Genomic DNA, 25,806 nt, shown 5'->3' on the forward strand with positions numbered 1-25,806 from the left:
ATCCGACTGCCTCTGCCACGGTCCGCGACGTCAGGGACCGGAGGGCGGCGATGGCCATCACGACGTGCATTTTCGACGCCTACGGCACATTGTTCGACGTCGGCGCGGCAGCACGTCAGGCGGCCGCAGAGGACGGATTCGAGGCACTTGCGGAGATCTGGCCCAAGCTCGCCGCCGATTGGCGCGACAAGCAGCTTCAATACACATGGCTCCGGGCGGTGACCGGCACGCATACCGATTTCTGGCAGGTGACCGGCGACGGGCTCGACTGGGCGCTGGACGCCTCGGGGCTGGACGATCCGGCCATGCGCGAAAGGCTGATGCAGCTCTACTGGGAGCTCTCTCCCTATCCGGAAGTGCCCGAGGTGCTGGGGGCGCTCAAGGACAAAAAAAAGGCAACGGGTATCCTCTCCAATGGCACGCCCGAGATGCTGTCGGCCGCGGTCAAGTACGCGGGCATCGCGCGCCTTCTGGATCACGTTCTTTCGGTCGAGAGTGTTGGCGTCTTCAAGCCGGCCAAGGCGGTCTACGACATGGTGGGCCGCACCTTCGACGTCCCAACGGATGAGGTGATGTTCGTCTCGGCGAACGGATGGGATGCGGCGGCGGCGGCGGATTACGGCTTCACAACAGTCTGGGTCAATCGCACCGATGCGCCGATGGACCGCCTGCCGGGCACGCCCTCCCATATCCTGACGGACCTTGCCGCGCTACCGGACCTCGTCGCCGATGCCTGAGTTCCGGACCTCCGACAATCTGCGGCTCTGGTATGAAGATCAGGGCGAGGGCGAACCGATACTGTGCCTGTCGGGCCTGACCCGCAATTCGACCGATTTCGATTATGTCCTTCCCTATCTGCTGGGGGAGCACCGCGTCATACGCCTCGACTATCGCGGGCGAGGCAAGTCGCAGCGCGCGCCGGACTGGAAGACCTATACCGTCCCGACCGAAACGCGCGACGTGATGGAGCTTTTGGCCCATCTCGGCCTCGACCGGGTCGCGGTGCTGGGCACGTCACGAGGCGGATTGATCGCCATGTCCTTGGCGGTTCTCGCCAAGGACCGGCTGACCGGTGTCTGTCTGGTCGATATCGGTCCCGAACTCGACCCGAAAGGGCTTGAGGCGATAACCGACTACCTTGGCAGACCACCGGCCGCCGCGACGCTGGACGAGGCGGTGGCGATGCGCGCCAGCCTCATGGCCGGGTTCGAAGGCGTTCCCGAAAGCCGATGGCGTTCGGAAGTCGAGAAGCATTATCGCGAGACGCCTGATGGCCTCGCCATCAACTACGACGCGAAACTGCGCGACGCGGTGCTCGAGGCCGGGGCCCAGCCCGCCCCGGATCTCTGGCCGCTCTTCGATGCGCTCGGCGGCCTGCCGCTCGCGCTGATCCGGGGTGCGAACTCGGACCTCTTGGCACCTGCGACCGTCGAAGAGATGCGGCGGCGGCGGCCGGACATGATCTTCGCCGACGTTCCCGGACGTGGCCATGTGCCGTTTCTGGACGAACCCGAGGCGCTGGAGGCGCTGAACGAATGGACGATGCTCCTGTGATCCCGGGGCTCTCGGACGATCCGGATGCGACCATCTGGGAGGCCCCTTTCGAGACGACCCCGACGCTAGAGGACATTCGTCAGGCCGCGAGTCGGATCAAGGGGAGAGCGCTGCGGACGCCGCTTCTGAACGCGCCGCTTCTGGACGGGATCGCAGGGCGCCGTGTCTGGGTGAAGGCCGAGTGCCTTCAGGTCACCGGCAGCTTCAAGTTCCGGGGCGCCCTTGCCACGATCTCCGGGCTCGCGCCGGATGAGCGTGCGTGGGGCGTGATCGCCTTCTCTTCGGGCAACCACGCGCAGGGCGTGGCTCATGCCGCGGCACTTCACGACATCCCGTCGGTCATCGTGATGCCGCACGACGCACCGGCGGTGAAGATCGAACGCACGCGCGCATACGGTGCCGAGGTCGTGCTCTACCGGCGCGGCGAGGAAGATCGCGGTCAGATCGGCGCGCGGCTCGCACGGGATCGCGGTCTGACCCTCATCAAGCCATTCGACGACGGCCGCGTCATCGCAGGGCAGGGGACATGCGGACTCGAAGTCGCGCAGGATATGCCCGAGGGCGTGGAAGACGTGCTCGTATGCTGTGGGGGCGGTGGCCTGACGTCGGGCATTGCGATCGCAGTAGGCGAGGCAGCCCATGTGCGCCCGGTCGAGCCCGAAGGCTATGACGACGTCGCGCGTTCGCTGGTTTCCGGAGAAATCGAGCGGAATGACCGGGAAGCGGGCGGCCTGTGCGACGCGATCCTGACGCCCGCCCCCGGGCGGCTCACCTTTCCGGTGATGGCCGTCCGCTGCGGCGCGGGGATCGTCGTCTCCGAAGAGGAGGCCCTGCGCGCGATGCGCTTGGCGTGGGAATACCTGCGCATCGTGCTTGAGCCGGGCGGCGCGGTCGCGCTGGCGGCGGCGTTGTTCCGGGAGGGGCCGGATTGCGTGGCTATCGCATCGGGCGGAAACGTCGACCGCGCCGTCTTCGAGCAGGCGCTCGCAACAGCTTAGCCGCCCTGCCGGACGTCGGATCGGCGGGGCTCGCCCACTTCCGCATCCTGCGGACGGCGGTAGAGCGCCCAGGCGATGCCCATCAAGACAAAAGCGACCAGGAACGGCGCGCCCGCAAAGTCGCGCGCACCCGAGGTTCCCCAGAAGAAGGCTTGCGTCATGACCAGCGGCGAGACGATGGCGGCCACCGCGGTGATCGAGGCGAGGACGCCCTGCAATTCTCCCTGCTGGTCATCCGAGGCGATCCGGCTCGCCAGTCCCTGGAGGGCCGGCGCCACCAGCGCCCCCATCGCCGATAGCGGCGTCAGCAAAAGCATCAGCCAGCCCGAGGGCACGAAAGCCACGCAGAACAGGATCACGGCGTTATAGGGCAGGAACAGGGCCAGCGTCCGCCGCTCGCCCAGACGGGGGATGACGAGCCGGATCAATCCGCCCTGAACCAGCACCATCGAGATGCCGTAGACCGCCAGGGACACGCCGACCATTCTTTCCGTCCAGCCGAAGGCCGCTTGGGTGAAATAGGCCCAGACGGCAGGATAGACCCAGTTCGCGACCTGGTAGAAGAACCAGACCGCCAACAGCGCGCCGACCCCCGGAAGCGATCCGATGGCCTTCAATCCGCCGAGTGGGTTTGCCCGCCGCCAGTCGAAGGGCCGGCGGGTGCGCAGCGTCTCTGGCAGGACGAAGAAGCCGAAGATCAGGTTCGCGGTGCCGAGGACGACTGCCGCCCAGAACGGTGCGCGAGACCCGTATTCGGCCAGCAACCCGCCGATCGCCGGGCCCAGAACGAAGCCGAGTCCGAAGCCGGCCGAGACGAGGCCGAAGTTCTGGGCTTTCTTGTCCGGTGTCGAGATATCGGCCATGAATGCCTGCGCGGTCGACATCGTGGCCGCCGCGATCCCCGCGATGATGCGACCCAGCAGCAGAACCCAGATCGACTGCGCGAGGGCGAGAATCACGTGATCCACGGCGATCACGGCGAGCGACAGCAAGAGCACCGGGCGCCGTCCGAACCTGTCGGACAGGTTGCCGATCGTCGGGGAGAAGAGGAACTGCATGAAGGCGTAGACCGCCGCAAGCAGCCCACCCCAGAGTGCCGCGCCGGACAGGTCGGTCCCCTGAACCTCTTCCAGAAGCGCGGGCATCACCGGAAGGATAAGGCCGATGCACATCGCTTCGATCATGACGGTGAGCATGACGAAGAGGACGGGCAAACGCGTGTCGCGCGGGATCTCGGCGCTGGTCATCCCCTTCGGTAGCCTCTTGCTGCGGCTCGCGCCAGCGCGGGCGTTTCAGGCCTGCACCGGGACTCCTGCGGGGTCAGAGGTCCCGCACGCGCCTCGCGAAGGTCCGGGCGACCTCTGGCGCCCCGCCCCATTGCGCTTCGGGCGCATAGGCTCCGGGGTCGCGGCCCGCGGTCTCGATCAGGTTCCCGCCCTCCGAACGGATCTCGGCGGCCAGTTCCTTTACTCGGGCCTGCGCCTCCGGGCGGGACATCTCTCGTGCAAGGTCGAACTGCAGCGCCTCGGCATGGATCAGGCCGGACGGATCGTCCACGCGCGCGCGCAGGCGGGCGGGGTCGGGAGCGACCGAAAGCTCCGCGGTCAGGCCGACCGCCCGGCCGGCCGTCTGGACGAGCTGGGGTAGTGCGAGCCATTCCGCGAACCAGGCCGCTCCGTCCCGCTGGTCCCACGTCATCGCACCGGATTGCAGAGAGGCGTTCAGGCCGATCGCATGCTGGGCGAGGGCGCGGATCACCGAGAGGCCGACCGGGTTGACCTTCTGCGGCATCGTCGAGGACCCGCCGCCGCCTTCGAGACGCACATCTCCATCGCGTGTCAGCAGCAAGAGGTCGGTCGCCATCTTGCCGCAGGCCGTGGACAGGCGCGTCAGCCAGGCCGCGAGCTCGGCGACGTGGCTCCGGTCCGCGTGGGGGACACGATCCGGCACATGCAGCCCCAGGGCGCGAGCCATGTGGGCGCGGATCTCCGGACCCGCCTCTCCCATGACCGACAGGGTTCCTGCCGCACCGTTCAGCGTGACGATCTCGACCCTTTGGCGCAGGTCGGGCAAGGCGGCGCGCGCGGCCAGCAACCCCTCGCCCCAGGCCGCGACGACGGCGCCGAAGCTGGTCGGGGTCGCGATCTGTCCGTAGGTCCGCGCAGCCATCGGAGTCTCGGCATGGGTTTCCGCAAGGTCCGCGAGCCGTTCGAGCGTCCGGTCGAGCCGTTCGGCGATCACGTCCAGCACACGGCGCAGTCTTAGCGTGAAGCCGGTGTCGATGACATCCTGACTGGTCGCGCCCCAATGCAGGTACTGGGCATGCTCCGGCGCCTCCAGAGCCTTGCGGGTCGCTTCGACAAGGGCGGGAACGCAGACCCCGTCCTGCCCGGTGCGGTCCGCAAGGCCCTCCGGGTCGATCTGCACTTCCAGCGTCGCACGGTGAAGGAAGGCGGAAGCGGTCTCCGGGATCAGCCCGGCCTCGCCCTGAGCCTTCGCCAGCGCGCCCAGCACGATCAGCATGGACCGTATCTCGGCGCTGTCCGAAAGCAGGCGTCCGATCTCCGCATCGCCGAAGAGATCGCGATGAAGGGGGGCGTCGAAGGGGGTGACGGACATGGCGCGCTCCGGATCGGGTCTGGCCGGGTTCTGGCAAGACCGCGCGGGGTATTCCAGCCCCGCTGCTTTCCCATGGGTCTGGCCGAGATGCCGCGTCAGTGTCCGATCGCCGTCAGGAAGTCGGTCAGAGCGTTGGCGAAGGCGTCCGGGGCATCGACCATCGGCAGATGACCGGAGCCGCGGATTAGGTGGAACCTGCTGCCCGGAATCAGGTCCGCTAACTCGCGCACCATGTCGGGGGGCGAGGCGCCGTCCCGGTCGCCCGCCACGCAGAGGGCAGGCAGCCTCAGCCCTGATGTGGGGGTCAGCAAATCCGCCCCGGCGAGCGCGGCGCAACATCCCGCATACCCCTCCGCCGGCGTCTCGAGCAGGCGCTGCCGCCATAGCGCGCGATCCGGGAAGCGGGGCGCGAACCAGCGGTCGAGCACGGCGTCGACGACGGCCTCCATCCCTCCGGCCTGGACCGCGTCGATCCGTTCTTGCCACATCTGCGCCGTCCCCATCTTGACCGCCGTGTTCGACAGGACGACGGCGCGGACCTGATCGGGTCGCTTCACGGCAAGGCCCTGAGCGATCATGCCGCCGATGGAGCATCCGACTACGACGGCGGCCTTGATCGAAAGCGCGTCCAGAACCGCTTCCGCATCCGAGACCAGCGTCCCCATCTTGTAGGGAGGCGGGGGAACCTCCGAGTTCCCATGCCCTCGCTTGTCCCAGCGGATGACCCGGTATCCTTCAAGAGAGGGGATTATCCCGTCCCAGAGGCGGACGTCCGTTCCCAGCGAGTTCGCCATCAGGATCGGCGGCCCGTTCCCGTCGACCGTCACGTGAAGCCCGGTTCCGTCGGTTGCTGCGATCCGTTGTGTCATCCGTGCCTCCGATGTCGGAACACCGGCCTGATTGGCCGGTCGGGGGCTTGTCCGCAAGCCGCTAGGCTTTCAGGCTCGGACGAAACGAGGGGAAACGCTTGCGAAGAATTCGTGCCGCGATCTGCCGCGCTTTCGGCGAACCCATGACGATCGAAGAGGTCGGCCTTCCGGCGCCGGGTCCATCGGAGGCGACTGTGGAAGTCGACGCCTGCGCCGTCTGCCATTCCGACGTGACCTTCTGGCGTGGAGGCTGGGGCGGGACGTTGCCTGCGATCTACGGGCACGAGGCGGTGGGGCGGATCTCGTCGGTCGGGCCGGGCACGCGCATGGCGGTGGGTCAACGCGTGCTGGTCACCCTGATGCGGTCATGCGGCGACTGCCCGTCCTGCGCCGGGGGCGCGCCAGCCCAATGCGCGACACCCGGCGACCATCCCGGCCTCGACGGGGCGGTGGCTGCGATGAATTGCGGGGCCTTCGCCGAGGCCGTCACCGTGCATCAGAGCCAGCTTGCCGCCGTCCCGGACACGATCCCGCCCGAGGCGGCCGCCATCCTGTCCTGCGGGGTGATCACGGGCCTGGGCGCCGTGGTGAACACCGCGCGCGTCCGGCCGGGTGACTGGTGCGTCATCATCGGTGCGGGTGGCGTGGGTCTGAACGCGATCCAGGCCGCCCGTCTGGCGGGTGCCGCGCGCATCCTCGCCGTGGATCTGAGTGACGCGAAGCTGAAAGCGGCCCGCGAATTCGGCGCGACCGACGTGGCGCTCGCCGAGGACGGTCCCGACGCGCTGAAGCGTCTCGGCCGGCTGGCGGATCATGTCTTCGTGACCGTGGGCGCCGGACCGGTGATCGACGGCGCGCTGGATTGGTGCGCCCCGCAAGGAACGGCCTATCTGGTGGGAATGCCGCATCTGGGAACGGTCGGCCATTACGATCCCGTGCTGCTTTCCTATTACGGACAGGGACTGCGAGGGACGCGGATGGGCGATGTCGTGCTGCGGCGCGACATGCCTTGGATCCTCGACCTCTACGCGCAGGGACGGCTGAAGCTGGAGGAGCTGGTGTCCGACGTCTTCCCCCTCGACCGCATCAATGAAGCATTCGCTGAGACCGAAGCCGGGAGGGGCCGTCGCAACGTGATCCGGATCGGGGGGCCCGCATGAAGCTTGCGGAATGCGAGGTCTTCGTCGTCGCGCCACCCGCGCCGGGCTGGGGCGGGCGCTACTGGATCCTCCCCAAGGTGACGACCGCCTGCGGGATCTCCGGCTATGGCGAGGTCTACGCGGCAGCCATAGGCCCCGAAGTGATGAGTGCGGTCATCGCCGACGTCTTCGACCGCCATTGCGAGGGGAGCGACCCGGCCGACACCGCCCTGATGGGGCGGCGGGTCTGGGGCTCCGGCTTTACCGGGCGGCCCGACCTCACCGTCTGGGGCGCATGGTCGGGGATCGAGATCGCGTGCTGGGACATTCTGGGCAAGGCGCTGGACCGGCCTGTCCACAAGCTGCTGGGCGGGCGGCTGAACGATCGTCTGCGGGCCTATACCTACCTGTATCCCGACCCGGGTATGGGCGATGACTTCTGGATTTCGCCGGACATGGCCGCGGAAGTCGCGGCGCAGCGCGTCGAAGAGGGCTGGACGGCGGTCAAGTTCGATCCGGCCGGTCCCTACACGATCCGCGGGGGCCATGAGCCGGGGCAGAGGGATATCGCGCTTTCGGTCGCGTTCTGTCGCGCGATCCGTCAGGCCGTCGGGGATCGCGCGGACCTGCTGTTCGGAACCCACGGACAGTTCACGGCATCCGGCGCGATCCGGCTGGGCAGGTCCATCGCGCCCCATGACCCGCTCTGGTTCGAAGAACCGGTGCCCCCCGACGACATGCCCGGCCACGCGGCCGTCGCGGCGGGCCAACCGGTGCCCGTCGCCAGTGGAGAGCGGCTCTGCGGCCTAAGCGAGTTCGCAGCACTCCTGCGGGCGGGGGGCGCGTCGATCCTGCAACCTGCCCTGGGACGCGCGGGCGGCGTGGGCGAGGGGCTGCGGATCGCGGCCATGGCGCAGGGATTCGGGGTCCAATTGGCCCCCCATCTCTACGCGGGACCGGTCGAGTTCGCGGCGTCGGTGCAACTCGGTGCGGCGATCCCGAACCTGCTGATGGTCGAGGCCATAGAGTCGCCGTTTCACCACGCGTTGGGCGGCGGTCCCCGTGTCGAGGGCGGCTGCGTGACCGTGCCGGACACGCCCGGTCTGGGACTGGCCTTCGACGAGGATCTGGCGCGGGCGCATCCCTTTACCGGCGACCGTCTGCACCTGGAGATGCAGGAGGATCCGCCGGACTACGCGGCCGGAAACCGTTTCACCGGGGGCTGACAGGGCGCCTTCGGAACCGACTCATCGCTCCGGCATTTCAATCTCGCCCCCGGCCTCTTTCCAGGCGTCGAGCCCCCCGTCCAGATGGGCGACGTCGAAGCCCATCCCGGTCAGCGTGTCGGCCGCAAGCGCGCTGCGCCATCCCATCGCGCAATGCAGCACGTAGGTCTTGCCGGATTGTGCGAAGACATCGCGGTGATACGGGCTTTCCGGGTCCCACCAGAATTCCAGCATGCCCCGCGGCGCGTGGACCGAACCGGGGATCCGGCCCTTGGCGCGTTCGCGCACGTCGCGGATATCGACGATCACCACGTCGTCCGGATCCATCGCCCGCAAATCCGCGACGTCGATCTCGCGGATGCGCGTGCGTGCTTCGGCGACCATCTGTTCGGCTGTCTTCATGGGCTCACGTTGACGCCCCCGTCCGCCGGGTTCAAGCAGGCATAAACAGGGAGGGGCCACGATGGACCGTATCGCACTCGTCACCGGTGGCGCACAGGGGATCGGATATGCCTGTGCCGAGGCGCTGAAGGAAGATGGCTGCCGGATTGTCCTGGCCGACATCAAGCCTGAGGTCGAAGAGGCTGCCAAGGCGCTGGGCGGGACCGGCTATGTGGTCGACATGGGCGACAGCGCGGCTATCGCGGATCTGTTCGACCGGATGGAGGCCGAGGTCGGGACGGCCAGCGTGCTGGTCAACAATGCCGGGATCGCCATCGGTGCCGATTTCCTGGAGATGACCGAGGTGCAATTCCGCAAGGTGCTCGACATCAACCTCGTCGGCGTCTTCCTCGCCACGCAGCGGGCGGCCAAGGCGATGGTCCGCGACGGGATCCGGGGCGCCGTCGTCAACATGTCTTCGATCAACCAGCAGGTCGCGATCCCTGCGATCGCCGGATATTGCGCCTCGAAGGGCGGGGTGGCGCAGGTGACGAAGGTCGCGGCGTTGGCACTGGCCCCCCACGGCATCCGCGTCAATGCGGTCGGACCCGGCAGCATCGACACCGCGATGATGGCCGCCGTCAATGCCGACGAGGAAGCCTATCGCCGCGCCATGAGCCGTACGCCGCTGGGCCGGCCGGGCACTCCGAGAGAGATCGGCGACGTCGTGGCCTTTCTCGCATCCGACAAGGCCGGCTACGTCACGGGCGAGACGGTCTTTGTCGATGGCGGGCGGCTGGCGCTGAATTACACGGTCTGACGCGCAGAGATACGTGCTTCAGCCGTGGGGATGGGCCTTGGCGTAGATCTCCATCAGGTGCGCCGTGTCCACCGCCGTATAGGCCTGCGTGGTCGACAGCGATGCGTGGCCCAGCAATTCCTGGATCGCGCGCAAGTCGCCCCCGGCCTCGAGCAGATGCGTGGCGAAGCTGTGCCGCAGGGCGTGCGGCGTGGCGGTCGCGGGCAGACCCAACTGCATCCGGGCCTGGGCCATCACGCCAGAGATCAGACGCGGGTTCAGCGCGCCGCCCCGCATGCCGCGAAACAGAGGCGCGTCCGGCGCCAGGTCGAAAGGGCAGGCGGATGCGTAGGCCTCGACCGCGCGGGCCGCGACGGGGAGAACCGGGACAAGACGTTCCTTGCCGCCCTTTCCCGTGATGCGGAGCACCTCCGGCAGCGGCCGGGCCGCCCCGGTGAGGCCGAGCGCCTCGGAGATCCGCAGCCCGCAGCCATAAAGCAGGGTCGCGACCGCCACGTCGCGGGCGGCGATCCAAGGCTCCGCATGCTGGTGGCCGATCGTGTCGATCAGGTCCTTCGCCGCGTCCGAGGGCAGCGGGCGCGGCAAGGGCGCGCGGAACCGGGGCGCGCGGGTGGAGAGGATCGCGGAGGGGTCGAAGCCCTCGCGCTCCGACAACCACCGTGTGAAGGCCTTCACCGCCGATAACCGTCGCGCAATCGATCGCGCGCCGACGCCGCGGCGACGTTCATGGGCCATCCAGGCCCGCATGTCCGTCGCGCCGATCCCGTTGAAGGCGGCCACGCCCATCGGGCCGCCCCGATGCTCGGCGAGGAATGTCAGAAAATGCCGCAGATCGGCCAGATAGGCGCGCAGCGTCGCGTCCGACGCATCGTCGAGCGCGCGAAGGTGCTCTCCCCAAGCCTGCAGGGCGTCGCGCAGGCCGGCGGACAGCTCCAGACTCATCCGTCGAGATGGCGTCGCAGGATCCGGGAGAGGGTCTCGGCGAGGAACACGAGCAGATCGGTGCCTTGGCCGAAGCGGAACTGGTGCGGGTCCTCCGACCCCATCGCCAGCAGCGCCGGAAGGCGGCCGGGGCCGAGGTTCATCGTGAGGAACGCCTCGGAGCGGAGGTCCTGCGCATCGTTGCCGAAGACCATGGTCTCGCCCGGAGCGCATTGGCGCAGGACGGCGGGGCGAAGATTGCCGCCGCGGCCGACCAGCCGCATGACCTCGCCGGGTTGGACGGTGGTGACGGAAGGGTGCGGGGAGGCCGGATCGGCGCTTTCGAGGACGAGGCGGATCCGGTCCACCCGAAGGATCGGGGCGATGTCCGTCTCGAACGCGTCGAGCAACTCTCCCATCGTCGCGCAGTCCAGCAATTGCAGCACGCAGCGGTGGATCTGGTTCATGCCCGAGAGGTTCTCGTAGGCGGCGGCGATGACATTGCGGTGGGTGTCCTCCAGGCGGTCGAGCCGGGCCTCCAGCCGCTCCATGGCGATGCCGCGCATGTCCACGATGTTCTTGCCCATCTGCGCCTCGTTGGCGGCGATCAGCGCGCGCATCAGGTCGCGATCGTCGAGGATCATCTCTGGGTCGGTGAGGATGCGGTCACGCCAATCGGACGCGTCCTGCGCGGTATCTGCCGTCATCTGCCTCTGCTCCGGTCTAGTGCCGTTTTCGGGTCGTTTAGCACAGGTCGGGCGGTCGGGATATCCGCCCCGAAGCGGTCTGCCGGATGCGGTGCGCGCTTGCATCAGAAGCGGCCTCTGTTGCCGATATGTTACGTACACCCTCTGTGCACCCCCTGTGCACCCCCCGTCTGCACAAATCGGCACCGGGACGGTTGCGCGCCGCCTTGCGCGGCACGCCCGGGAGCGGATCGCACGGGGCATCGAGCCCCGTCCGATCCGGGCCTCCGGCGGGAGTATTTGAGCCGAGAAGAAGCAGGGCAATGTCCTGCCGCGGGGTGCGATCCGATGGGGCGCCGTGACGGGGCCGCAACGCGGCCTCCCCGTCCGGTCTGGCATCCGGGACAGCATTCGCCGTCCGGGAGGGCGGAGCGCCGGCTGGACGCAGCGCTCCCCGGCGGCGGGGCGCCGACGCCGTGCAGATCAGACGATCTTGATCCCCGCATCGGCCGCATCCTTGACGAAGGCGTCGAGGCCCGCGGCGGTCAGGGGATGCTTGACCATGCCCTCGATCACGTTGGGCGGTGCGGTGGCCACGTCGGCGCCGATCAGCGCGGCCTCTTTCATGTGGTTCGCGCTGCGGATGGAGGCGGCGAGGATCTGCGTCCTGAAATCGTAATTGTCGTAGATCTCGCGGATGTCGCGGATCAGCTCCATCCCGTCGAGCACGATGTCGTCCAGCCGGCCGATGAAGGGCGAGATGTAGGTCGCCCCGGCCTTTGCCGCGAGCAGCGCCTGGTTCGGCGAGAAGCAGAGCGTCACGTTCACCTTGGTCCCCTCGTCCGAAAGCGTCTTGCACGCCTTCAGCCCGTCCCAGGTCAGCGGGACCTTGACGCAGATGTTCGGGGCGATCTGGGCCAGATGGCGCCCCTCTTTCATCATCTGGTCGTAATCCGTGGCCACCACCTCGGCCGAGACCGGACCGTCGACGAGGTCGCAGATCTCTTTCGTGACCTCGAGGATGTCGCGGCCCGATTTCTTGATGAGCGAGGGGTTGGTGGTCACGCCGTCCACCATGCCCATCTCGTTCAGGCGGCGGATGGCGTCGATATCGGCAGTGTCGACGAAGAATTTCATGGCAGCCTCCCGGAAGATATGTTCGGCGGCGGTGTAGCGCGCCGGACGCGGCGCGGCCAGTGGCGCGAAAGGGGCTTCACATGGCCGCCGCGATCCGTATCCTATCGCGCATGGCGACCTTGGACCTTCTTCTGCTTCTTAGCCTCCGCTGAGCGTGGCCCATCCGGCGCGACACGCTCTATAGGCGCAGCGCCGGGGAAAGCAGAAGCGAACAAGGACCAGAACGATGACCCAGGCAGACCAGCCCAGAGGCGCCTCCGCGACCGCATCGAAGGATCGCGTCAAGATTTTCGACACCACCCTGCGCGACGGCGAGCAATCGCCCGGCGCGACCATGACCCACGACGAGAAGCTCGAGATCGCCTCGATGCTGGACGAGATGGGCGTGGACATCATCGAGGCGGGCTTTCCCATCGCCTCGGACGGGGATTTCGCCGCCGTCAGCGAGATCGCGAAGAACGCCAGACAGGCCATCATCTGCGGGCTGGCGCGTGCCAACCTCAAGGATATCGACCGCTGCTGGGAGGCGGTGCGCCATGCCGCGCGCCCGCGCATCCACACCTTCATCGGCACCTCGCCCCTGCACCGCGCCATCCCCAACCTGACCCGCGACGAGATGGCCGACCGCATCCACGAGACGGTGACCCATGCGCGGAACCTCTGCGAGGACGTGCAATGGTCGCCGATGGATGCCACCCGGACCGAGTGGGATTACCTGGCGCGCGTCGTCGAGATCGCGATCAAGGCGGGCGCCACCACGATCAACATCCCCGACACGGTGGGCTACACCGCCCCCGTCGAGAGCGCGGACCTGATCCGCCGCCTGATCGCCGAGGTACCCGGCGCGGCGGACGTGACCTTCGCCACCCATTGCCACAACGATCTGGGCATGGCGACGGCCAACTCGCTGGCTGCGGTCGAGGGCGGCGCGCGGCAGATCGAGTGCACGATCAACGGTCTGGGCGAGCGGGCGGGCAACACCGCACTTGAAGAGGTCGTCATGGCGCTGAAGGTGCGCGGCGACATCCTGCCTTACGAGACCGGCGTCGACAGCCGCAAGATCATGGCGATCAGTCGCCGTGTCAGCGCCGTCTCGGGGTTTCCGGTGCAGTTCAACAAGGCCATCGTCGGCAAGAACGCCTTCGCCCACGAAAGCGGCATCCATCAGGACGGGATGCTGAAGAATCCCGAGAATTTCGAGATCATGCGCCCCGTGGATGTGGGTCTGACCGAGACCTCGCTGGTGATGGGCAAGCATTCGGGCCGCGCCGCGCTGCGGTCGAAGCTGAAGGATCTGGGCTACGATCTGGCGGACAACCAGTTGCAGGACGTGTTCGTGCGCTTCAAGGCGCTGGCGGACCGCAAGAAGGAGGTCATGGACGACGATCTGATCGCGCTCGTCCAGGCCGAGGAGCGCGCCGCCGAGGACCGCATCCGGGTGGAGCGGCTGCGCGTGGTCTGCGGCACCGACGGCCCCCAGGAGGCGGAGTTGACGCTGACCGTCGATGGCGAAGAGCGGTCCTCGACCGCGACGGGCGACGGGCCGGTCGATGCCGCCTTCAACGCGGTGAAGGCGCTGGTCGATCATAGCGCGCGCCTGCAGCTCTATCAGGTCTCCGCCGTGACCGAGGGCACCGACGCGCAGGCCACCGTCACCGTCCGGATGGAGGAGGACGGTCGCATCGTCTCGGGCCAGTCGGCGGACACGGATACGGTGGTCGCCAGCGTGAAGGCCTATGTCAACGCGCTCAACCGCCTGCTGGTCCGGCGCGAGAAGGCCGGCAAGGACGCGCGCGAGGTCAGCTACAAGGATGTGGGGTGACACGTCGGTCCGCGGCCGCGCGGAAGTAGGGTATGGCTTACTTATGCGATGAGTCCCGATCTCGATAACTTGTTGGCGGATCGAATGTTTCGGTCCGTCGTATCAGGTGGAAGAGGTCGAAGATGTTGAGAACGAGAATTGCAATCCTGGTGGCCGCGCTGGGCTTTGCCGCGCCCGCGGCTGCTCAGGAAGTCCGGTGCAGCGACATGCTGGCGGACATGTCTGAAGAATTGCGCAGCGAGACCGGGTGGTACGTCGGCAGCTATGCCCGGGTCAAGGATCGCGGAGCGGTGACGCACAACTCGACGGCGAATGTCACGTTCGTCCGCGCCTCGAACGGAACGTTGCAGGCGCAGAGGATGCAGGAGGAGTTCGACACGCGGACGGATCGCAGCACGGTGATCCTGCATCCTCAATCGGGACGGGTCGAAATCGTCCTGCATTCCTGGGGCAACGCCCGGCTGAGAGGGCAGGCGCGCTATTGCCGCTATCGCAAGAACCAGGATTTCGACATCGGCGGTCAGCCGGACAATGACACGATGCTGATCTTCGGGACCTACGACGAGTCGAATGGGCAGTCATTCTTCACCCTCGCGCTGTCGCGCATGGGGCCAATTGGATGAAACCTCCGCCGGGGTGCCCTGCGCCCCGGCCGCCGATCCCGCCATGAAAGACCGGCGATTTGCAGCCGACACCCTGCATGAGCGCCCTTTCGCCCATGCGCGGCCCCCGCTAGAGAGAGCAAAACCCGCGCCCGGCCCCGTTCGCCGGGTCGTTACGTTTGGGGGAACAAGGGGCAATTCATGGGCATTTTCGGCAGCCTGTTCAGCAGCGACATGGCGATCGACCTCGGGACGGCGAACACGCTCGTCTACGTCAAGGGCAAGGGAGTCGTGCTGAACGAACCCTCGGTCGTGGCCTACCACATGAAGAACGGCCGCAAGGAAGTGCTGGCCGTGGGCGAGGATGCGAAGCTGATGCTCGGGCGCACGCCCGGCTCGATCGAGGCGATCCGCCCCATGCGCGAAGGCGTCATCGCCGATTTCGACACCGCCGAGGAGATGATCAAGCACTTCATCCGCAAGGTGCACCGGCGCTCGACCTTCACGAAGCCCAAGATCATCGTCTGCGTGCCCCATGGCGCGACGCCCGTGGAAAAGCGCGCCATCCGGCAATCGGTGCTGGGCGCGGGCGCGCGCAAGGCGGGCCTGATCGCGGAGCCCATCGCCGCGGCCATCGGGGCGGGGATGCCGATCACCGACCCGACCGGCTCGATGGTCGTCGACATCGGGGGCGGCACCACCGAGGTCGCCGTCATGTCGCTGGCCGACATCGTCTATGCCCGCTCGGTCCGGGTGGGCGGCGACCGGATGGACGAGGCGCTGATCTCCTATCTGCGGCGCCACCAGAACCTGCTGGTGGGCGAGGCCACCGCCGAGCGCATCAAGAAGGAGATCGGCACCGCGCGGATGCCGGAGGACGGACGCGGCGAGGTGGTCACGATCCGCGGCCGCGACCTGCTGAACGGCGTCCCCAAGGAGACCGAGGTCAGTCAGGCTCAGGTCGCCGAGGCGTTGGCCGAACCGGTCCAGCAGATCTGCGAGGCGGTGATGACGGCGCTGGAATCCACGCCGCCGGATCTGGCGGCGGACATCGTCGACCGGGGCGTGATGCTGACCGGAGGTGGCGCTCTTCTTGGGGAGCTGGACCTTGCCCTTCGGGAACAGACCGGCCTGTCGATCAGCGTCGCCGACGAGAGCCTGCATTGTGTGGCTCTGGGGACCGGGAAGGCACTGGAATACGAGCGCCAATTGTCCCACGTCATCGACTACGAGAGCTAAGTCGTTCAAACTGGGGGCGCCATGGCCCGCACCCGATCCCACGACGAAGTCTATGGCCGGCCGCTGCGGCGATTGCTGGTCGCTTTGACCTGCCTGCTTCTGATCGGGCTGGTCCTGTTGTGGCGCATCGACAACCCGCGCGCCGAACGGATCCGCGCCGGGCTGGTCGACCGGGTCGTGCCCAGTTTCGAATGGGCGCTGGCGCCGGTGACCTGGGCGGGGCGTCTGATCGAGGATTTCCGCGGCTACGCCCGGGTCTACGAGCAGAACCAGGAACTGCGCCGCGAGCTTCAGCAGATGAAGGCCTGGCAGGAGGCGGCGATCCAGCTCGAGCAGGAAAATGCGCGCCTGCTGGATCTCAACCAGGTCCGCCTGTCGCCCGGCCTGACCTTCGTGACCGGCGTCGTGCTGACCGACAGCGGCTCGCCCTTTCGCCGGTCCGTCTTGCTGAACGTGGGCGCCGAGGACGGGATCCGTGACGGCTGGGCGGCGATGGACGGGCTGGGGCTGGTGGGCCGCATCTCGGGGGTGGGCGACAGCACGGCACGGGTGATCCTGCTGACCGACGGGAACAGCCGGATCCCGGTGACGATCCAGCCCTCGGGCCTGCGGGCCATCGTGTCGGGCGACACGACGCCCTTGCCCGCGCTGGATTTCGTGGAGACGCCCGAGGACGTGCAGGCGGGCGACCGGGTCGTCACCAGCGGCGACGGGGGCGTCTTTCCGCCCGACCTGCTGGTGGGACAGGTGGTCCGCGACCGCAACGGCGCGCTGCGGGTGCGTCTGTCGGCGGACCTGGCGCGGCTGGAATTCCTGCGAGTCCTGCGGACCCGCGCCGCGCGACCCATCGAGACGACCGGCGGGCTGATCCAGCCCCCGTCCGGCCCGATGCAGGGGCCGCCCGCACCGCCGGGGGACGGCTGAGATGGCGCCGCGCCGGGTCTGGGGCTATCGCCTGCTCTTCGTCGTGCTCGCCTGCACGGTGCTGTTCTTCGCGCTCTTGCCGTTCGGGCCGGGCGAGGGGGGCGTGCCCGGGCCCGAACTCACGGTCTGCCTGATCTTCGCCTGGGTCCTGCGGCGGCCGGACTACGTGCCTTTGTGGCTGATGGTGCCGCTTTTGCTGCTGGACGATGCGCTGCTGATGCGGCCCCTGGGGCTCTGGACGCTGATCGTGCTTCTGATGTCGGAATGGCTGCGCCGGCGCGTGGACCATACCGAGTCGCTGCCGTTCTGGAACGAGGTCGCGCTGGTCTCGGGCTGCATCGTCGCCGCCTTTGCGGCCTATCATCTGTCGCTTGCGCTGCTGCTTGCCCAGACACCGCCTCTGGGCGGTCAGGCCTTGCACGCCTTGGCGACGATCGTGTTCTACCCCCCGGTCGTGATCTTTTCGCAATTACTGGGGGTCAGGCGGTTGCAGCCCGGGGAACTGGACACGCTGGGCGCGCGTGCGTGAGGGTAGGGGAATGAAGCGGACCCAACAGGAAACCACGTTTTCGGCCCGGCGGATCAGCCGGCGTGCCCTCGTCTTGGGGGGCGCGCAACTTGGCATCGCCGGTCTGCTCACGGCGCGGCTGGCGCATCTGCAACTGGACGAGGCGCAGGAATTCCGCCTGCTGGCCGAAGAGAACCGGATCAATGTCCATCTGATCGCGCCCGCGCGGGGTCTGATCTTCGACCGCAACGGCGCCGAGATCGCCGCGAACGAGCAGATCTACCGGATCTCGATGCGGCGCGAGGATGCAGGCGACGTGGATGCGGTGATCGCCAAGCTGCGCGGCCTGGTGCGGCTGGATGAGGACCGGTTGCAGCGTGCCATGCGCGAGATGCAGCGATCGCCTTCCTTCGTGTCGGTCACGCTGGCCGAGCGGATCAGCTGGGAGGAATTGTCGGCCGTGGCGCTGAACGCGCCCGCGCTGCCCGGCATCACGCCCGAGGTCGGGCTGAGCCGGGTCTATCCGCGGGGGCAGGATTTCAGCCACGTCATCGGCTATGTCGGCCGCGTCACAGAGCGCGACCTGGAGCAGGATACGACCGACGACCCGCTGCTGCGCACGCCTCAGTTCCAGATCGGCAAGACCGGGACCGAGCGGGCGATGGAGAGCGTGTTGCGCGGGCGGGCGGGGACCAAGCGCATCGAGGTCAACGCCGCCGGGCGCATCATGCGGGAGCTGGACCGCGTGCCCGGCGTGTCAGGGCACGACGTGCGTCTGACCATCGACGCGAACCTGCAGAACTTCGTGCAGGCCCGGCTCGGTACGGAAAGCGCGTCCTGCGTGGTGCTGGATTGCCGCAACGGGGATGTGGTGGCGGCCGTCTCGTCGCCGAGCTTCGATCCCAACCTGTTCGTGCAGGGGATCAGCGTGCCGGATTACGCCGTGCTGCGTGATAACGACCATCGGCCGCTGCACAACAAGATCGTGCAGGGCCTCTACCCGCCGGGGTCGACCTTCAAGATGGTCACCTTGCTGGCGGCGCTGGAGGCCGGACAGGTCACACCGCGCGACACCCATTATTGCGGGGGTCACATCACCGTCTCGAACCGCCGGTTCCACTGCTGGAAGCGGGGCGGGCACGGCTGGGTGGACCTGAAGAAGTCGCTGCGCGAGAGTTGTGATATCTACTATTACGAACTGGCGCAGAAGACCGGGATCGACCGCATCGCCGCCATGGCGCGCAAGCTGGGCCTGGGGATCGCGCCGGAGCTGGAGATGACCTCTGTCTCGGACGGGCTGATTCCGGACCGCGAATGGAAGCGGGTCCGCCGGGGCGAGGAATGGCGGATCGGCGACAGCATCAATGCCTCGATCGGGCAGGGCTACGTGCTGGCCTCGCCGATGCAGCTTGCCATCATGACCGCGCGGCTGGCCTCGGGTCTGGAGATCACGCCGCGTCTGGTCAAGTCGGTGGACGGCGTGGACCAGCCGTCCGGCGTCAAGGGGACGCTGGATATCCCGCGGAGCTGGCTCGATCAGGTGCGGGAGTCGATGTACCAAGTGGTCAACGCGCGGGGCGGCACAGCGGGGCGGTCCAAGTTCGATCTGGCCGGTATCAAGTGGGCCGGCAAGACCGGCACCAGCCAAGTCCGCAACATCACCGCGGCAGAGCGCGCACGCGGCGTCTTCCGCAACGAGGACCTGCCATGGGAGCGGCGGGACCACGCGCTCTATGTCGGCTATGCGCCCCATGACGATCCGAAATACGCGGTCTCGGTCGTTGTCGAGCATGGCGGCGGCGGATCCAAGGCGGCGGCGCCGGTGGCGCGGGACGTGATGCTCTACGCGCTGCACGGAGACGTGCCGCCGCTGGAGGCCTACCCGACAGGCCAGCGCGAGGAGATCGCGGAACGCTTCGATGCCATGCCGCTGGCTCCCAGGGTGGGCGGAACGGGGACGAGCCAGGCGTGAGCTATCTGGAGTATAACGTCGCGCGCACCCCGCAGGGCCTGCACAAGGTGCTGGCGCTGAACTGGGCCCTGCTGCTGACGGTGACGGCCGTCGCCGGGTTGGGCTTCATGGTGCTCTACTCCGTCGCGGGCGGGTCGATGCAGCCATGGGCGGAAGCGCAGATCGAGCGCTTCCTGCTGGGCCTGACGGCCATGTTCATCGTGGCGATGGTTCCGATCTGGTTCTGGCGCAACGTCAGCGCGCTGATGTTCGCCATCGCGATGCTGCTGCTGGTTGCTGTCGAACTGGTCGGCGCGACGGGCGGCGGTGCGCAGCGCTGGATCGACCTCGGCTTCATGCGGCTGCAGCCCTCGGAGGTGATGAAGATCACGCTGGTGATGGTGCTGGCGGCCTATTACGACTGGCTTCCGGCCACGAAGGTCAGCCGCCCGATCTGGGTCATCATCCCCGTGGTCCTGATCCTGTTGCCCGTGGCGCTGGTCATCAAGCAGCCCGATCTGGGCACCTCGATCCTGCTGATCCTCGGCGGGGGCGCGGTGATGTTCCTGGCCGGTGTCCACTGGGCCTATTTCGCCACCGTCACGGCGGCGGGCGTCGGGTTGGTGACGGCGGTACTGAAGTCCAAGGGCACCGACTGGCAAATCCTGCAGGATTACCAGTACCGTCGGATCGACACCTTCCTGAACCCCGAGAACGACCCGCTGGGCGCGGGCTATCACATCACGCAATCGAAGATCGCGCTGGGATCGGGCGGCCTGACCGGGCGGGGCTTCATGCAGGGGACGCAGGGGCGGCTCAACTTCCTGCCGGAGAAGCATACCGACTTCATCTTCACCACGCTGGCCGAAGAGTTCGGCTTCATCGGATCGCTGTCGTTGCTGGGTCTCTATGTGCTGATCGTGGCCTTCTGCGTCTATACGGCCCTGCGCACGAAGGACCGGTTCGCATCGCTCGTCTCGCTGGGCGTGGCGGTGACGTTCTTCCTGTTCTTCGCGGTCAACATGGCGATGGTCATGGGGCTGGCGCCGGTCGTCGGCGTGCCGTTGCCGCTGGTCAGCTACGGCGGTTCGGCGATGCTGGTCCTGATGGTGGCGTTCGGGCTGGTCCAGTCGGCCCATGTCCACCGGCCTCGCCTGCCCGGCGAGGGGCGCCTGCTGCGCCGGTAGGGCCTAGAGGTCGATGGACCCGTCGGGGTTCGGCTCGACCCCGTCGGCCAGCGGCTCTTTCCGGCGGATGATGATGTCGCCGTTGGGCAGCATCTCGGGCGGATGGTAGGCGCCGATCGTCTCGTCGAACCCTTCGAGCGCGCGGGCCATCTCGTCCCGCAATTCCTCCAGCAGGGGCTGCGCCTCGCGGAGGGATTGCTCCATGTCGTCGAGGGCGGGCTCCATCTCTTGCAGGAGGCCTTCCATGAACATGCGCAGGCCCCGCTCGACCATCGTGGGCGGCTCGTCGGCGGAAGGCGCATCCGTGCCCTGTGCCACGGCCGGGCCGGACAGCGAGAGCGCGAGGATCAGGATAACATGTCTCATGATCTACAGGTGGTCGTCTGTCGCGGCGAGGTCAAGCACGACCGGAAAGTGGTCCGACGCATCGAGAAGCGCCGATTGCAGCGCCGGATCGCCCGCCGCCTCGGCATCGTCGAAGGGGTGCAGGATCCGCCAGCTTGCCTGCGGGGCGAGATCCGGAGAGACCATCGCGAAGTCGAGCAGCGCGTTGAGCCAGCGCTTGCCGCTGTCGTCCCAGAACCGGGCCGTCGTCGGCGCGGCGGCGCCGATGCGAGGCGGCACGGCATGGGGTTCGACCAGCGCGGTGTCGCCTTCGCCCAGCACGATCTCGACGCTTGAGCGGCCGAAGAGCGTCTCGAACCGGTCGAGGCCCGGTCCGTCGTTGAAGTCGCCCGCGACGATCAGGCGGCCGCCCGCAATTCGGTCGTCGATCCGGCGGCGCAGCCAGATGCATTGCGCGAGCTGCTTGCGACGGTTCAGGATGGCGAGGCGCAGCGCCTCGTCCTCGTCGGCGCCGTTGGTGTTCTTCGATTTCGCGTGGACCCCTATCAGGTGGAGCGGTCCCAGCGGCGTCTCCAGATCCAGTTCCAGCGGTGGCTTCGACCAGACCAGCCGTTCCGCGCGCAGGTCGGTGTCCAGATCGAAGCCGAATTCGCGGTCGAAGCGGGGGGCTTCGGCGCTTTCGCCGGGCGCGTGGCGGGCGGTGACGACATCGGGGTCGTAGATCAGCGCGATTTCTTGGCGGGTGTGGTTGGCAAAGCCGATCAGGGCGCGGGATTGCCGAAGGCCCGCCCATTCGGAAAAATGCTCCAGCGCGGCCTGGCCCGAGCGGCGATGAGACGAGTCAGGTGCTTCGATAATCAGGGCCGCGTCAGGATCGAGTTGGCGCAAGACCTCGGCGATGGCTTCGGCCTGACGGCGCTTGGTGACCTCGTAGCGGGCGGACCATGCGTCGGTCGCGATCACCCGGCCCTTGTCGTCGAACAGACGGTCGAACCATTCGACGTTCCACGAGACGAGGCGCATCGGCTCAGGCGGCCTCGGCCTGGATCTGTTCCCACGCGCGGTTGATGGCGATCAGGCGCTTTTCGGCCAGCTTGATCGCCTCTTCGGGCAGGCCGCGCGCCATCAGCGCGTCTGGATGGGTGTCGCGCACGGCGCGGCGCCATGCGGCGCGCGCCTCTTCCAGCGTGGCATCGGGATCGAGGCCCAGCATGTCGAAGGGATCCGGCTCCTGCCCCGGGGTGAAGCGGGCGCGCAGGGCGCGGAACTCGCGTTCAGACAGGGCGAAGATGTCGGCAACGTGGCCCAGAAACTCGTCCTCGGCCGGATGGTAATGGCCGTCGGCCATCGCAATGTGGAAGAGCCCCTCCATCAGATCGCGCAGGATCGGATCGTCGTCGGGAAACATCGCCTTGATGCGTCGGGCGTAGTCGTCAAATCCCGCGACGTCGGTTCGGGCGAGGTCGAAGACGCGGGCGGCATTGTCCTCCTCGTCGGGCGGGATGTGGAAGACTTCGCGGAAGGCGGCGACCTCTGCACGGGTGACCATGCCGTCGGCCTTGGCCATCTTCGCGCCCAGGGCGATGACGGCGATGGTGAAGGCGACCGAACGTTCGGGCGGTCCGCGCAGGCGGTCGAAGATCGCGGTCAGCGCTTCGCCGGGGGCGAGGCGGGCAAGCGCGTCGAGGATGCGGGACCAGAGGCTCATGGAGTTGTTCTACCCTGACGTCAGCACGGCGAGAACGGCGATCTCGCTCAATTGCTGCGTCGTGCCGCAGGTATCGCCGGTCTGACCTCCGATCTTGGCGCGGCAGAGCCTGGCGAAGGCCAGCATCAGGACCCCGAGGAGCCCGAGCGAGACGACGGCGTCCGAGCCGAAGGGGAGCAGGGCGGCCGCCCCGAAGGCCACGGCGATGATCGTGGCATTCCGGCGTGGCGTCCCCGCGCCGTGGGACAGGCCGTCCATCCGCGCCGGGGGCAACATCCGCATGTGCACGGCCATCGCCGCGCGAGACGCCATCGCAGCCGCCACTGGCGCCCACCAGAGGCCCTGTGTCGCGACGGCGACCAGCAGCGACCAGCGGGCCAGCAGCGAGAGGATCAGCGCGATCGTGCCATAGCTGCCGATCCGGCTGTCGCGCATGATCTCCAACCGTCTGGCCGGGGTGAAACCGCCCCAGAAGCCGTCGGCGACATCGGCGAGGCCGTCCTCGTGCAGGGCGCCGGTGAGCGCGATTCCCGTGGCGAGTGCGAGCGCGGCGGCAATCCCCGTGCCGAGGCCCGCAGCGGTGGCGCCCAGAAGAACCAGTGTCACGGCGCCGCCGATCGGCAGGCCGACCAACGGCCACGCCCAGGCCGCCCGTGCCGCCGGATCCGTGGGGCGCCCGCGCACCGGCAGGCGCGTCAGCAGCATCAGGGCGGAGATCATGTCGGGCTTCATTTCGGATTCGGTGGCGACCGCTCTGGGAACACGCCATGACAGACGGCGAATGACCGAAAGAGACAAGCCCGTGGCCCAAGAGACCCCGAACCGTGACCTGAGAGACATCGCCGCGATCCGCGCCGCCCTGGCCGCGCTCCCCGGCCCATCGGCAGTCGCCGAGGCCGAGGCAAGGGCCCGCGACGCCGTTCTGACGAAGCCACCGGGCGCTTTGGGCCGCCTGGAAGAGCTGGCCGTCTGGTATGCAGGCTGGCGCGACGATCCGCGCCCCCGGATCGAGCTGCCGCAGGTTCTCGTCTTCGCGGGCAATCATGGCGTTGCCGCACGTGGCGTCAGCGCATTCCCCGCCGAAGTCACCGGGCAGATGGTCGCGAACTTCCGCGCCGGGGGTGCCGCGATCAACCAACTGGCCGAAATGGCCGGGGCGCGGCTGGACGTCCATGCCCTTTCGCTGGACCGGCCGACGGCCGATTTCACGCAAGGCCCGGCCATGTCCGAGGCGGAAATGGTCGAGGCGTTCCGCACCGGCTGGTCCGCCGTACGCCCCGAGAGCGATCTGCTGGTGGCGGGCGAGATGGGGATCGGAAACACGACCTCTGCCGCCGCCATCGCGAGCGCGCTTCTGGGCGGAGACGATTGGGCCGGGGCGGGCACGGGCGTCGACGCGGCGGGACTGGCCCGCAAGCGCGAAACGATCGCGGCGGGGTTGGCGGCCAATCCGGCACGGTCCGGGCTAGAGGTTCTCGCCGCACTGGGCGGGCGGGAACTGGCGGCCATGGCGGGGGCGATCGCCGCCGCGCGGATGCACCGCATCCCGGTGGTGCTGGACGGGTTCATCTGTTCGGCGGCTGCGCTTACGCTTTGGGCCGAACGGCGCGACGCGTTGGATCACGCGGTGGCCGGGCACCTTTCGGCCGAAGGGGCGCACGGGCGAATGCTGGAGGCGATGGGCAAGCGGCCCCTGCTGGATCTGGGATTGCGGCTGGGGGAAGGGTCCGGCGCGGCGCTGGCGCTTCAGATCCTGCGCGGCGCGGTGGAATGCCACTCCGGCATGGCGACCTTCGCCGAGGCGGGCGTGTCGGACGGGTGACGTCCGGGCGTCAGCTCTTGCGTTCGACCATCACGGCGAGGGCATCCGCCGCGATCTTGGCATCCGCCCCCGACGTCACCCCGCCCACGCCCACGCGGCGGCCCATGCGCCACCACATGCCGGGTGCCCAGGCTCGCTCCATCGGGTCGTGAAGCCGCAGGATGAAGCCGTTGGACGGCTTGAACGCGAAGAGGCCGCGATCCACGGACCGGATGTTCGACAGCGGGGCGATCCACGTGCCGTCCTCGCCGCGAAGGCCGTCTTCGTGCAGTTCGATCGCCTGTGCGCTGGCCTGCCAGCCCCAGGACCCCAGGAACAGGGCGCCGATCCCCAGGATGACCAGAAAGAGGCGGAGGAACAGACTTTCGGGCGGGTGCGCGAAGGCCAGCCAAAGCAGGAGAGTTCCCAGAACCATCTGGATCGCGAAAGCGATGGCGCGGCGTGGCACCGACGGGCGCAGGATGTGGATCGGCTCTGACATGGATGCGGGCCTTAGCTTGGACAGGGCGGCGCTGCCAGACCGATTGCCGGAGATCGAAGTAGCCGGGGCTTCCCTTGTCGCCGCGCCGGGGACAAGGTGCGGCCATGTTGCACACGATCCGCCATGGCGAGCCGTCCGGGACGCCGCTTCTGATCGCACACGGCCTGTTCGGTTCGGCGCGCAATTGGGGCGTCGTCGCCAAGCGACTATCGGATAGCCGGGAAGTGATCGCGGTGGACATGCGCAACCATGGGGCGTCGCCCTGGTTCGAGGCGCATGGCTACGAGGATCTCGCCGCCGATCTGGCTGAGGTCGCGGCCGGCGGGCCGCATGACGTGCTGGGCCATTCGATGGGCGGCAAGACCGCGATGGTGCTTGCCCTGACGCGGCCCGAACTGGTGCGGAAGCTGATCGTCGCGGATATCGCGCCCGTCGCCTATGCACACAGACAGTCCCACCTCATCGAGGCGATGCGCGCGGTGCGGCTGGACGATGTGGACCGCCGGTCTGACGCCGCCGCGCAGCTTGCCGACGTGCCCGATGACGGAACCCGCGCCTTTCTGTTGCAATCGCTCGACGTGAAGGGACGGCAATGGATGCTGAACCTCGATGTGCTCGATGCCGAAATGGAGAGGATTGTCGGCTTTCCGGAGGTCCATGGCAGGTTCGAAGGGCCGACCCTGTTCCTTTCGGGGGGCGAGAGCGACTACGTTCGGCCCGAACATCGCGAGCGGATCAAGTCGTTGTTTCCGAAGGCCCGCTTTGCAAGTCTGCCGGGGGCGGGGCATTGGCTGCACGCCGAAAAGCCACGAGAGTTCGAGGCGGCAATCCGCGCATTTCTGGATGCGTAAGGCGCTTTTTAACTAA

27 protein-coding genes are annotated in these 25,806 nt (G+C 68.0%); 15 read left to right on the forward strand and 12 right to left on the reverse strand.

The window, feature by feature from the left end:
• Positions 1–50 precede the first annotated feature (50 nt).
• From jaqu_RS13670 to jaqu_RS13680, 3 genes are read left to right on the forward strand one after another with little or no spacing between them, the layout of a single operon-like run.
• The gene (locus jaqu_RS13670; protein WP_043919553.1) at positions 51–737 is read left to right on the forward strand and encodes a haloacid dehalogenase type II; all 687 of its coding nucleotides are present in this window, start codon (positions 51–53) and stop codon (positions 735–737) included.
• A complete protein-coding gene (locus tag jaqu_RS13675; RefSeq protein WP_043919554.1) occupies positions 730–1,554 on the forward strand; it encodes an alpha/beta fold hydrolase in 825 nt (274 codons plus the stop codon). The genes jaqu_RS13670 and jaqu_RS13675 overlap by 8 nt, the downstream gene beginning before the upstream one ends.
• Positions 1,536–2,552, forward strand: a complete 1,017-nt coding sequence (locus tag jaqu_RS13680) for a threonine ammonia-lyase (RefSeq protein WP_084629841.1) — start codon at positions 1,536–1,538, stop codon at positions 2,550–2,552. The genes jaqu_RS13675 and jaqu_RS13680 overlap by 19 nt, the downstream gene beginning before the upstream one ends.
• On the opposite strand, the gene jaqu_RS13685 is transcribed toward jaqu_RS13680, so the two are convergent.
• The 3 genes from jaqu_RS13685 to pcaD all read right to left on the reverse strand — a co-directional run bounded on the left by jaqu_RS13685 (position 2,549) and on the right by pcaD (position 6,040).
• Complete coding sequence (locus tag jaqu_RS13685; protein WP_043919555.1) at positions 2,549–3,799, reverse strand: TCR/Tet family MFS transporter; 1,251 nt, start codon at positions 3,797–3,799, stop codon at positions 2,549–2,551. The two genes, jaqu_RS13680 and jaqu_RS13685, sit on opposite strands and share 4 nt — an antisense overlap.
• A gap of 73 nt (positions 3,800–3,872) precedes the next feature.
• Positions 3,873–5,171: a lyase family protein gene (locus tag jaqu_RS13690; protein ID WP_043919556.1), complete on the reverse strand. Its 1,299-nt coding sequence runs from the start codon at positions 5,169–5,171 to the stop codon at positions 3,873–3,875.
• A 95-nt stretch (positions 5,172–5,266) separates the two neighbouring features.
• Positions 5,267–6,040: a 3-oxoadipate enol-lactonase gene (gene pcaD, locus jaqu_RS13695; protein WP_043919557.1), complete on the reverse strand. Its 774-nt coding sequence runs from the start codon at positions 6,038–6,040 to the stop codon at positions 5,267–5,269.
• Between the two features lie 143 nt (positions 6,041–6,183).
• On the opposite strand from pcaD, the gene jaqu_RS13700 reads away from it, so the two are divergent.
• Positions 6,184–7,200, forward strand: coding sequence for an alcohol dehydrogenase catalytic domain-containing protein (locus jaqu_RS13700; protein ID WP_084629847.1), 1,017 nt, complete (start codon positions 6,184–6,186; stop codon positions 7,198–7,200).
• Positions 7,197–8,405: a mandelate racemase/muconate lactonizing enzyme family protein gene (locus tag jaqu_RS13705; protein ID WP_043919559.1), complete on the forward strand. Its 1,209-nt coding sequence runs from the start codon at positions 7,197–7,199 to the stop codon at positions 8,403–8,405. The genes jaqu_RS13700 and jaqu_RS13705 overlap by 4 nt, the downstream gene beginning before the upstream one ends.
• Positions 8,406–8,426: 21 nt before the next feature.
• Here jaqu_RS13705 and jaqu_RS13710 read toward each other — a convergent pair whose 3' ends face one another.
• Positions 8,427–8,807, reverse strand: a complete 381-nt coding sequence (locus jaqu_RS13710; RefSeq protein ID WP_043919560.1) for a rhodanese-like domain-containing protein — start codon at positions 8,805–8,807, stop codon at positions 8,427–8,429.
• Positions 8,808–8,868: 61 nt separating this feature from the next.
• Here jaqu_RS13710 and jaqu_RS13715 point away from each other — a divergent pair, with 61 nt between their 5' ends.
• Complete coding sequence (locus tag jaqu_RS13715) at positions 8,869–9,606, forward strand: SDR family NAD(P)-dependent oxidoreductase (RefSeq protein WP_043919561.1); 738 nt, start codon at positions 8,869–8,871, stop codon at positions 9,604–9,606.
• An 18-nt stretch (positions 9,607–9,624) separates the two neighbouring features.
• Here the strand turns inward: jaqu_RS13715 and jaqu_RS13720 are convergent, their stop codons facing one another.
• From jaqu_RS13720 to fsa, 3 genes are all read right to left on the reverse strand, one after another.
• Positions 9,625–10,548, reverse strand: a complete 924-nt coding sequence (locus jaqu_RS13720) for a tyrosine recombinase XerC (RefSeq protein WP_043919562.1) — start codon at positions 10,546–10,548, stop codon at positions 9,625–9,627.
• A complete protein-coding gene (locus jaqu_RS13725; protein WP_043919563.1) occupies positions 10,545–11,234 on the reverse strand; it encodes a DUF484 family protein in 690 nt (229 codons plus the stop codon). The genes jaqu_RS13720 and jaqu_RS13725 overlap by 4 nt, the downstream gene beginning before the upstream one ends.
• A 462-nt stretch (positions 11,235–11,696) precedes the next feature.
• Positions 11,697–12,350 carry a fructose-6-phosphate aldolase gene (gene fsa / locus jaqu_RS13730; RefSeq protein WP_043919564.1) on the reverse strand — a complete coding sequence of 218 codons (654 nt, stop codon included), beginning with the start codon at positions 12,348–12,350 and terminating at the stop codon, positions 11,697–11,699.
• 226 nt (positions 12,351–12,576) lie between these two features.
• On the opposite strand from fsa, the gene jaqu_RS13735 reads away from it, so the two are divergent.
• From jaqu_RS13735 to rodA, 7 genes are all read left to right on the forward strand, one after another.
• Positions 12,577–14,172: a 2-isopropylmalate synthase gene (locus tag jaqu_RS13735; RefSeq protein ID WP_043919565.1), complete on the forward strand. Its 1,596-nt coding sequence runs from the start codon at positions 12,577–12,579 to the stop codon at positions 14,170–14,172.
• A gap of 122 nt (positions 14,173–14,294) precedes the next feature.
• Positions 14,295–14,795, forward strand: a complete 501-nt coding sequence (locus tag jaqu_RS13740) for a hypothetical protein (RefSeq protein ID WP_141134389.1) — start codon at positions 14,295–14,297, stop codon at positions 14,793–14,795.
• Between the two features lie 180 nt (positions 14,796–14,975).
• Positions 14,976–16,013, forward strand: coding sequence for a rod shape-determining protein (locus jaqu_RS13745; RefSeq protein ID WP_043919567.1), 1,038 nt, complete (start codon positions 14,976–14,978; stop codon positions 16,011–16,013).
• A gap of 21 nt (positions 16,014–16,034) precedes the next feature.
• On the forward strand, positions 16,035–16,937 hold the full coding sequence (gene mreC, locus jaqu_RS13750) for a rod shape-determining protein MreC (protein ID WP_043919568.1): 903 nt from the start codon (positions 16,035–16,037) through the stop codon (positions 16,935–16,937).
• A gap of 1 nt (position 16,938) precedes the next feature.
• On the forward strand, positions 16,939–17,466 hold the full coding sequence (locus jaqu_RS13755; protein ID WP_043919569.1) for a hypothetical protein: 528 nt from the start codon (positions 16,939–16,941) through the stop codon (positions 17,464–17,466).
• A gap of 10 nt (positions 17,467–17,476) precedes the next feature.
• A complete protein-coding gene (gene mrdA, locus jaqu_RS13760; RefSeq protein ID WP_043919570.1) occupies positions 17,477–19,417 on the forward strand; it encodes a penicillin-binding protein 2 in 1,941 nt (646 codons plus the stop codon).
• Positions 19,414–20,583, forward strand: a complete 1,170-nt coding sequence (gene rodA, locus jaqu_RS13765; protein WP_043919571.1) for a rod shape-determining protein RodA — start codon at positions 19,414–19,416, stop codon at positions 20,581–20,583. Before mrdA ends, rodA begins: the two co-directional genes overlap by 4 nt.
• Before the next feature lie 3 nt (positions 20,584–20,586).
• On the opposite strand, the gene jaqu_RS13770 is transcribed toward rodA, so the two are convergent.
• From jaqu_RS13770 to cobS, 4 genes are read right to left on the reverse strand one after another with little or no spacing between them, the layout of a single operon-like run.
• On the reverse strand, positions 20,587–20,949 hold the full coding sequence (locus jaqu_RS13770; protein ID WP_043919572.1) for a hypothetical protein: 363 nt from the start codon (positions 20,947–20,949) through the stop codon (positions 20,587–20,589).
• A gap of 3 nt (positions 20,950–20,952) precedes the next feature.
• Entirely contained in the window at positions 20,953–21,951 is a 999-nt protein-coding gene (locus tag jaqu_RS13775; RefSeq protein ID WP_043919573.1) for an endonuclease/exonuclease/phosphatase family protein, read from the reverse strand.
• A gap of 4 nt (positions 21,952–21,955) precedes the next feature.
• Positions 21,956–22,636, reverse strand: a complete 681-nt coding sequence (locus jaqu_RS13780; protein WP_043919574.1) for a tellurite resistance TerB family protein — start codon at positions 22,634–22,636, stop codon at positions 21,956–21,958.
• A gap of 9 nt (positions 22,637–22,645) precedes the next feature.
• Complete coding sequence (gene cobS / locus jaqu_RS13785; protein WP_084629849.1) at positions 22,646–23,356, reverse strand: adenosylcobinamide-GDP ribazoletransferase; 711 nt, start codon at positions 23,354–23,356, stop codon at positions 22,646–22,648.
• A 61-nt stretch (positions 23,357–23,417) separates the two neighbouring features.
• On the opposite strand from cobS, the gene cobT reads away from it, so the two are divergent.
• Positions 23,418–24,458 carry a nicotinate-nucleotide--dimethylbenzimidazole phosphoribosyltransferase gene (gene cobT / locus jaqu_RS13790; protein WP_043919576.1) on the forward strand — a complete coding sequence of 347 codons (1,041 nt, stop codon included), beginning with the start codon at positions 23,418–23,420 and terminating at the stop codon, positions 24,456–24,458.
• 10 nt (positions 24,459–24,468) lie between these two features.
• Here the strand turns inward: cobT and jaqu_RS13795 are convergent, their stop codons facing one another.
• On the reverse strand, positions 24,469–24,939 hold the full coding sequence (locus jaqu_RS13795; protein ID WP_043919577.1) for a hypothetical protein: 471 nt from the start codon (positions 24,937–24,939) through the stop codon (positions 24,469–24,471).
• Positions 24,940–25,043: 104 nt separating this feature from the next.
• Here jaqu_RS13795 and jaqu_RS13800 point away from each other — a divergent pair, with 104 nt between their 5' ends.
• Positions 25,044–25,790, forward strand: coding sequence for an alpha/beta fold hydrolase (locus jaqu_RS13800; protein WP_043919578.1), 747 nt, complete (start codon positions 25,044–25,046; stop codon positions 25,788–25,790).
• The last annotated feature ends 16 nt before the right edge of the window (positions 25,791–25,806 follow it).

The sequence above is a fragment of the Jannaschia aquimarina genome, assembly GCF_000877395.1.
In the GTDB taxonomy this organism is placed as follows: domain Bacteria; phylum Pseudomonadota; class Alphaproteobacteria; order Rhodobacterales; family Rhodobacteraceae; genus Jannaschia; species Jannaschia aquimarina.

Coding starts and splice junctions, on each gene's coding strand:
- cobT (WP_043919576.1), top strand. CDS start 23,418: ATGACCGAAAGAGACAAGCCCGTGGCCCAAGAGACCCCGAACCGTGAC.
- mreC (WP_043919568.1), top strand. CDS start 16,035: ATGGCCCGCACCCGATCCCACGACGAAGTCTATGGCCGGCCGCTGCGG.
- jaqu_RS13685 (WP_043919555.1), bottom strand. CDS start 3,799: ATGACCAGCGCCGAGATCCCGCGCGACACGCGTTTGCCCGTCCTCTTC.
- jaqu_RS13770 (WP_043919572.1), bottom strand. CDS start 20,949: ATGAGACATGTTATCCTGATCCTCGCGCTCTCGCTGTCCGGCCCGGCC.
- jaqu_RS13705 (WP_043919559.1), top strand. CDS start 7,197: ATGAAGCTTGCGGAATGCGAGGTCTTCGTCGTCGCGCCACCCGCGCCG.
- jaqu_RS13700 (WP_084629847.1), top strand. CDS start 6,184: ATGACGATCGAAGAGGTCGGCCTTCCGGCGCCGGGTCCATCGGAGGCG.
- jaqu_RS13710 (WP_043919560.1), bottom strand. CDS start 8,807: ATGAAGACAGCCGAACAGATGGTCGCCGAAGCACGCACGCGCATCCGC.
- jaqu_RS13745 (WP_043919567.1), top strand. CDS start 14,976: ATGGGCATTTTCGGCAGCCTGTTCAGCAGCGACATGGCGATCGACCTC.
- jaqu_RS13775 (WP_043919573.1), bottom strand. CDS start 21,951: ATGCGCCTCGTCTCGTGGAACGTCGAATGGTTCGACCGTCTGTTCGAC.
- jaqu_RS13675 (WP_043919554.1), top strand. CDS start 730: ATGCCTGAGTTCCGGACCTCCGACAATCTGCGGCTCTGGTATGAAGAT.
- jaqu_RS13690 (WP_043919556.1), bottom strand. CDS start 5,171: ATGTCCGTCACCCCCTTCGACGCCCCCCTTCATCGCGATCTCTTCGGC.
- jaqu_RS13740 (WP_141134389.1), top strand. CDS start 14,295: ATGTTGAGAACGAGAATTGCAATCCTGGTGGCCGCGCTGGGCTTTGCC.
- mrdA (WP_043919570.1), top strand. CDS start 17,477: ATGAAGCGGACCCAACAGGAAACCACGTTTTCGGCCCGGCGGATCAGC.
- jaqu_RS13735 (WP_043919565.1), top strand. CDS start 12,577: ATGACCCAGGCAGACCAGCCCAGAGGCGCCTCCGCGACCGCATCGAAG.
- jaqu_RS13720 (WP_043919562.1), bottom strand. CDS start 10,548: ATGAGTCTGGAGCTGTCCGCCGGCCTGCGCGACGCCCTGCAGGCTTGG.
- jaqu_RS13725 (WP_043919563.1), bottom strand. CDS start 11,234: ATGACGGCAGATACCGCGCAGGACGCGTCCGATTGGCGTGACCGCATC.
- pcaD (WP_043919557.1), bottom strand. CDS start 6,040: ATGACACAACGGATCGCAGCAACCGACGGAACCGGGCTTCACGTGACG.
- jaqu_RS13680 (WP_084629841.1), top strand. CDS start 1,536: ATGGACGATGCTCCTGTGATCCCGGGGCTCTCGGACGATCCGGATGCG.
- jaqu_RS13795 (WP_043919577.1), bottom strand. CDS start 24,939: ATGTCAGAGCCGATCCACATCCTGCGCCCGTCGGTGCCACGCCGCGCC.
- jaqu_RS13715 (WP_043919561.1), top strand. CDS start 8,869: ATGGACCGTATCGCACTCGTCACCGGTGGCGCACAGGGGATCGGATAT.
- jaqu_RS13800 (WP_043919578.1), top strand. CDS start 25,044: ATGTTGCACACGATCCGCCATGGCGAGCCGTCCGGGACGCCGCTTCTG.
- fsa (WP_043919564.1), bottom strand. CDS start 12,350: ATGAAATTCTTCGTCGACACTGCCGATATCGACGCCATCCGCCGCCTG.
- jaqu_RS13780 (WP_043919574.1), bottom strand. CDS start 22,636: ATGAGCCTCTGGTCCCGCATCCTCGACGCGCTTGCCCGCCTCGCCCCC.
- cobS (WP_084629849.1), bottom strand. CDS start 23,356: ATGATCTCCGCCCTGATGCTGCTGACGCGCCTGCCGGTGCGCGGGCGC.
- jaqu_RS13755 (WP_043919569.1), top strand. CDS start 16,939: ATGGCGCCGCGCCGGGTCTGGGGCTATCGCCTGCTCTTCGTCGTGCTC.
- jaqu_RS13670 (WP_043919553.1), top strand. CDS start 51: ATGGCCATCACGACGTGCATTTTCGACGCCTACGGCACATTGTTCGAC.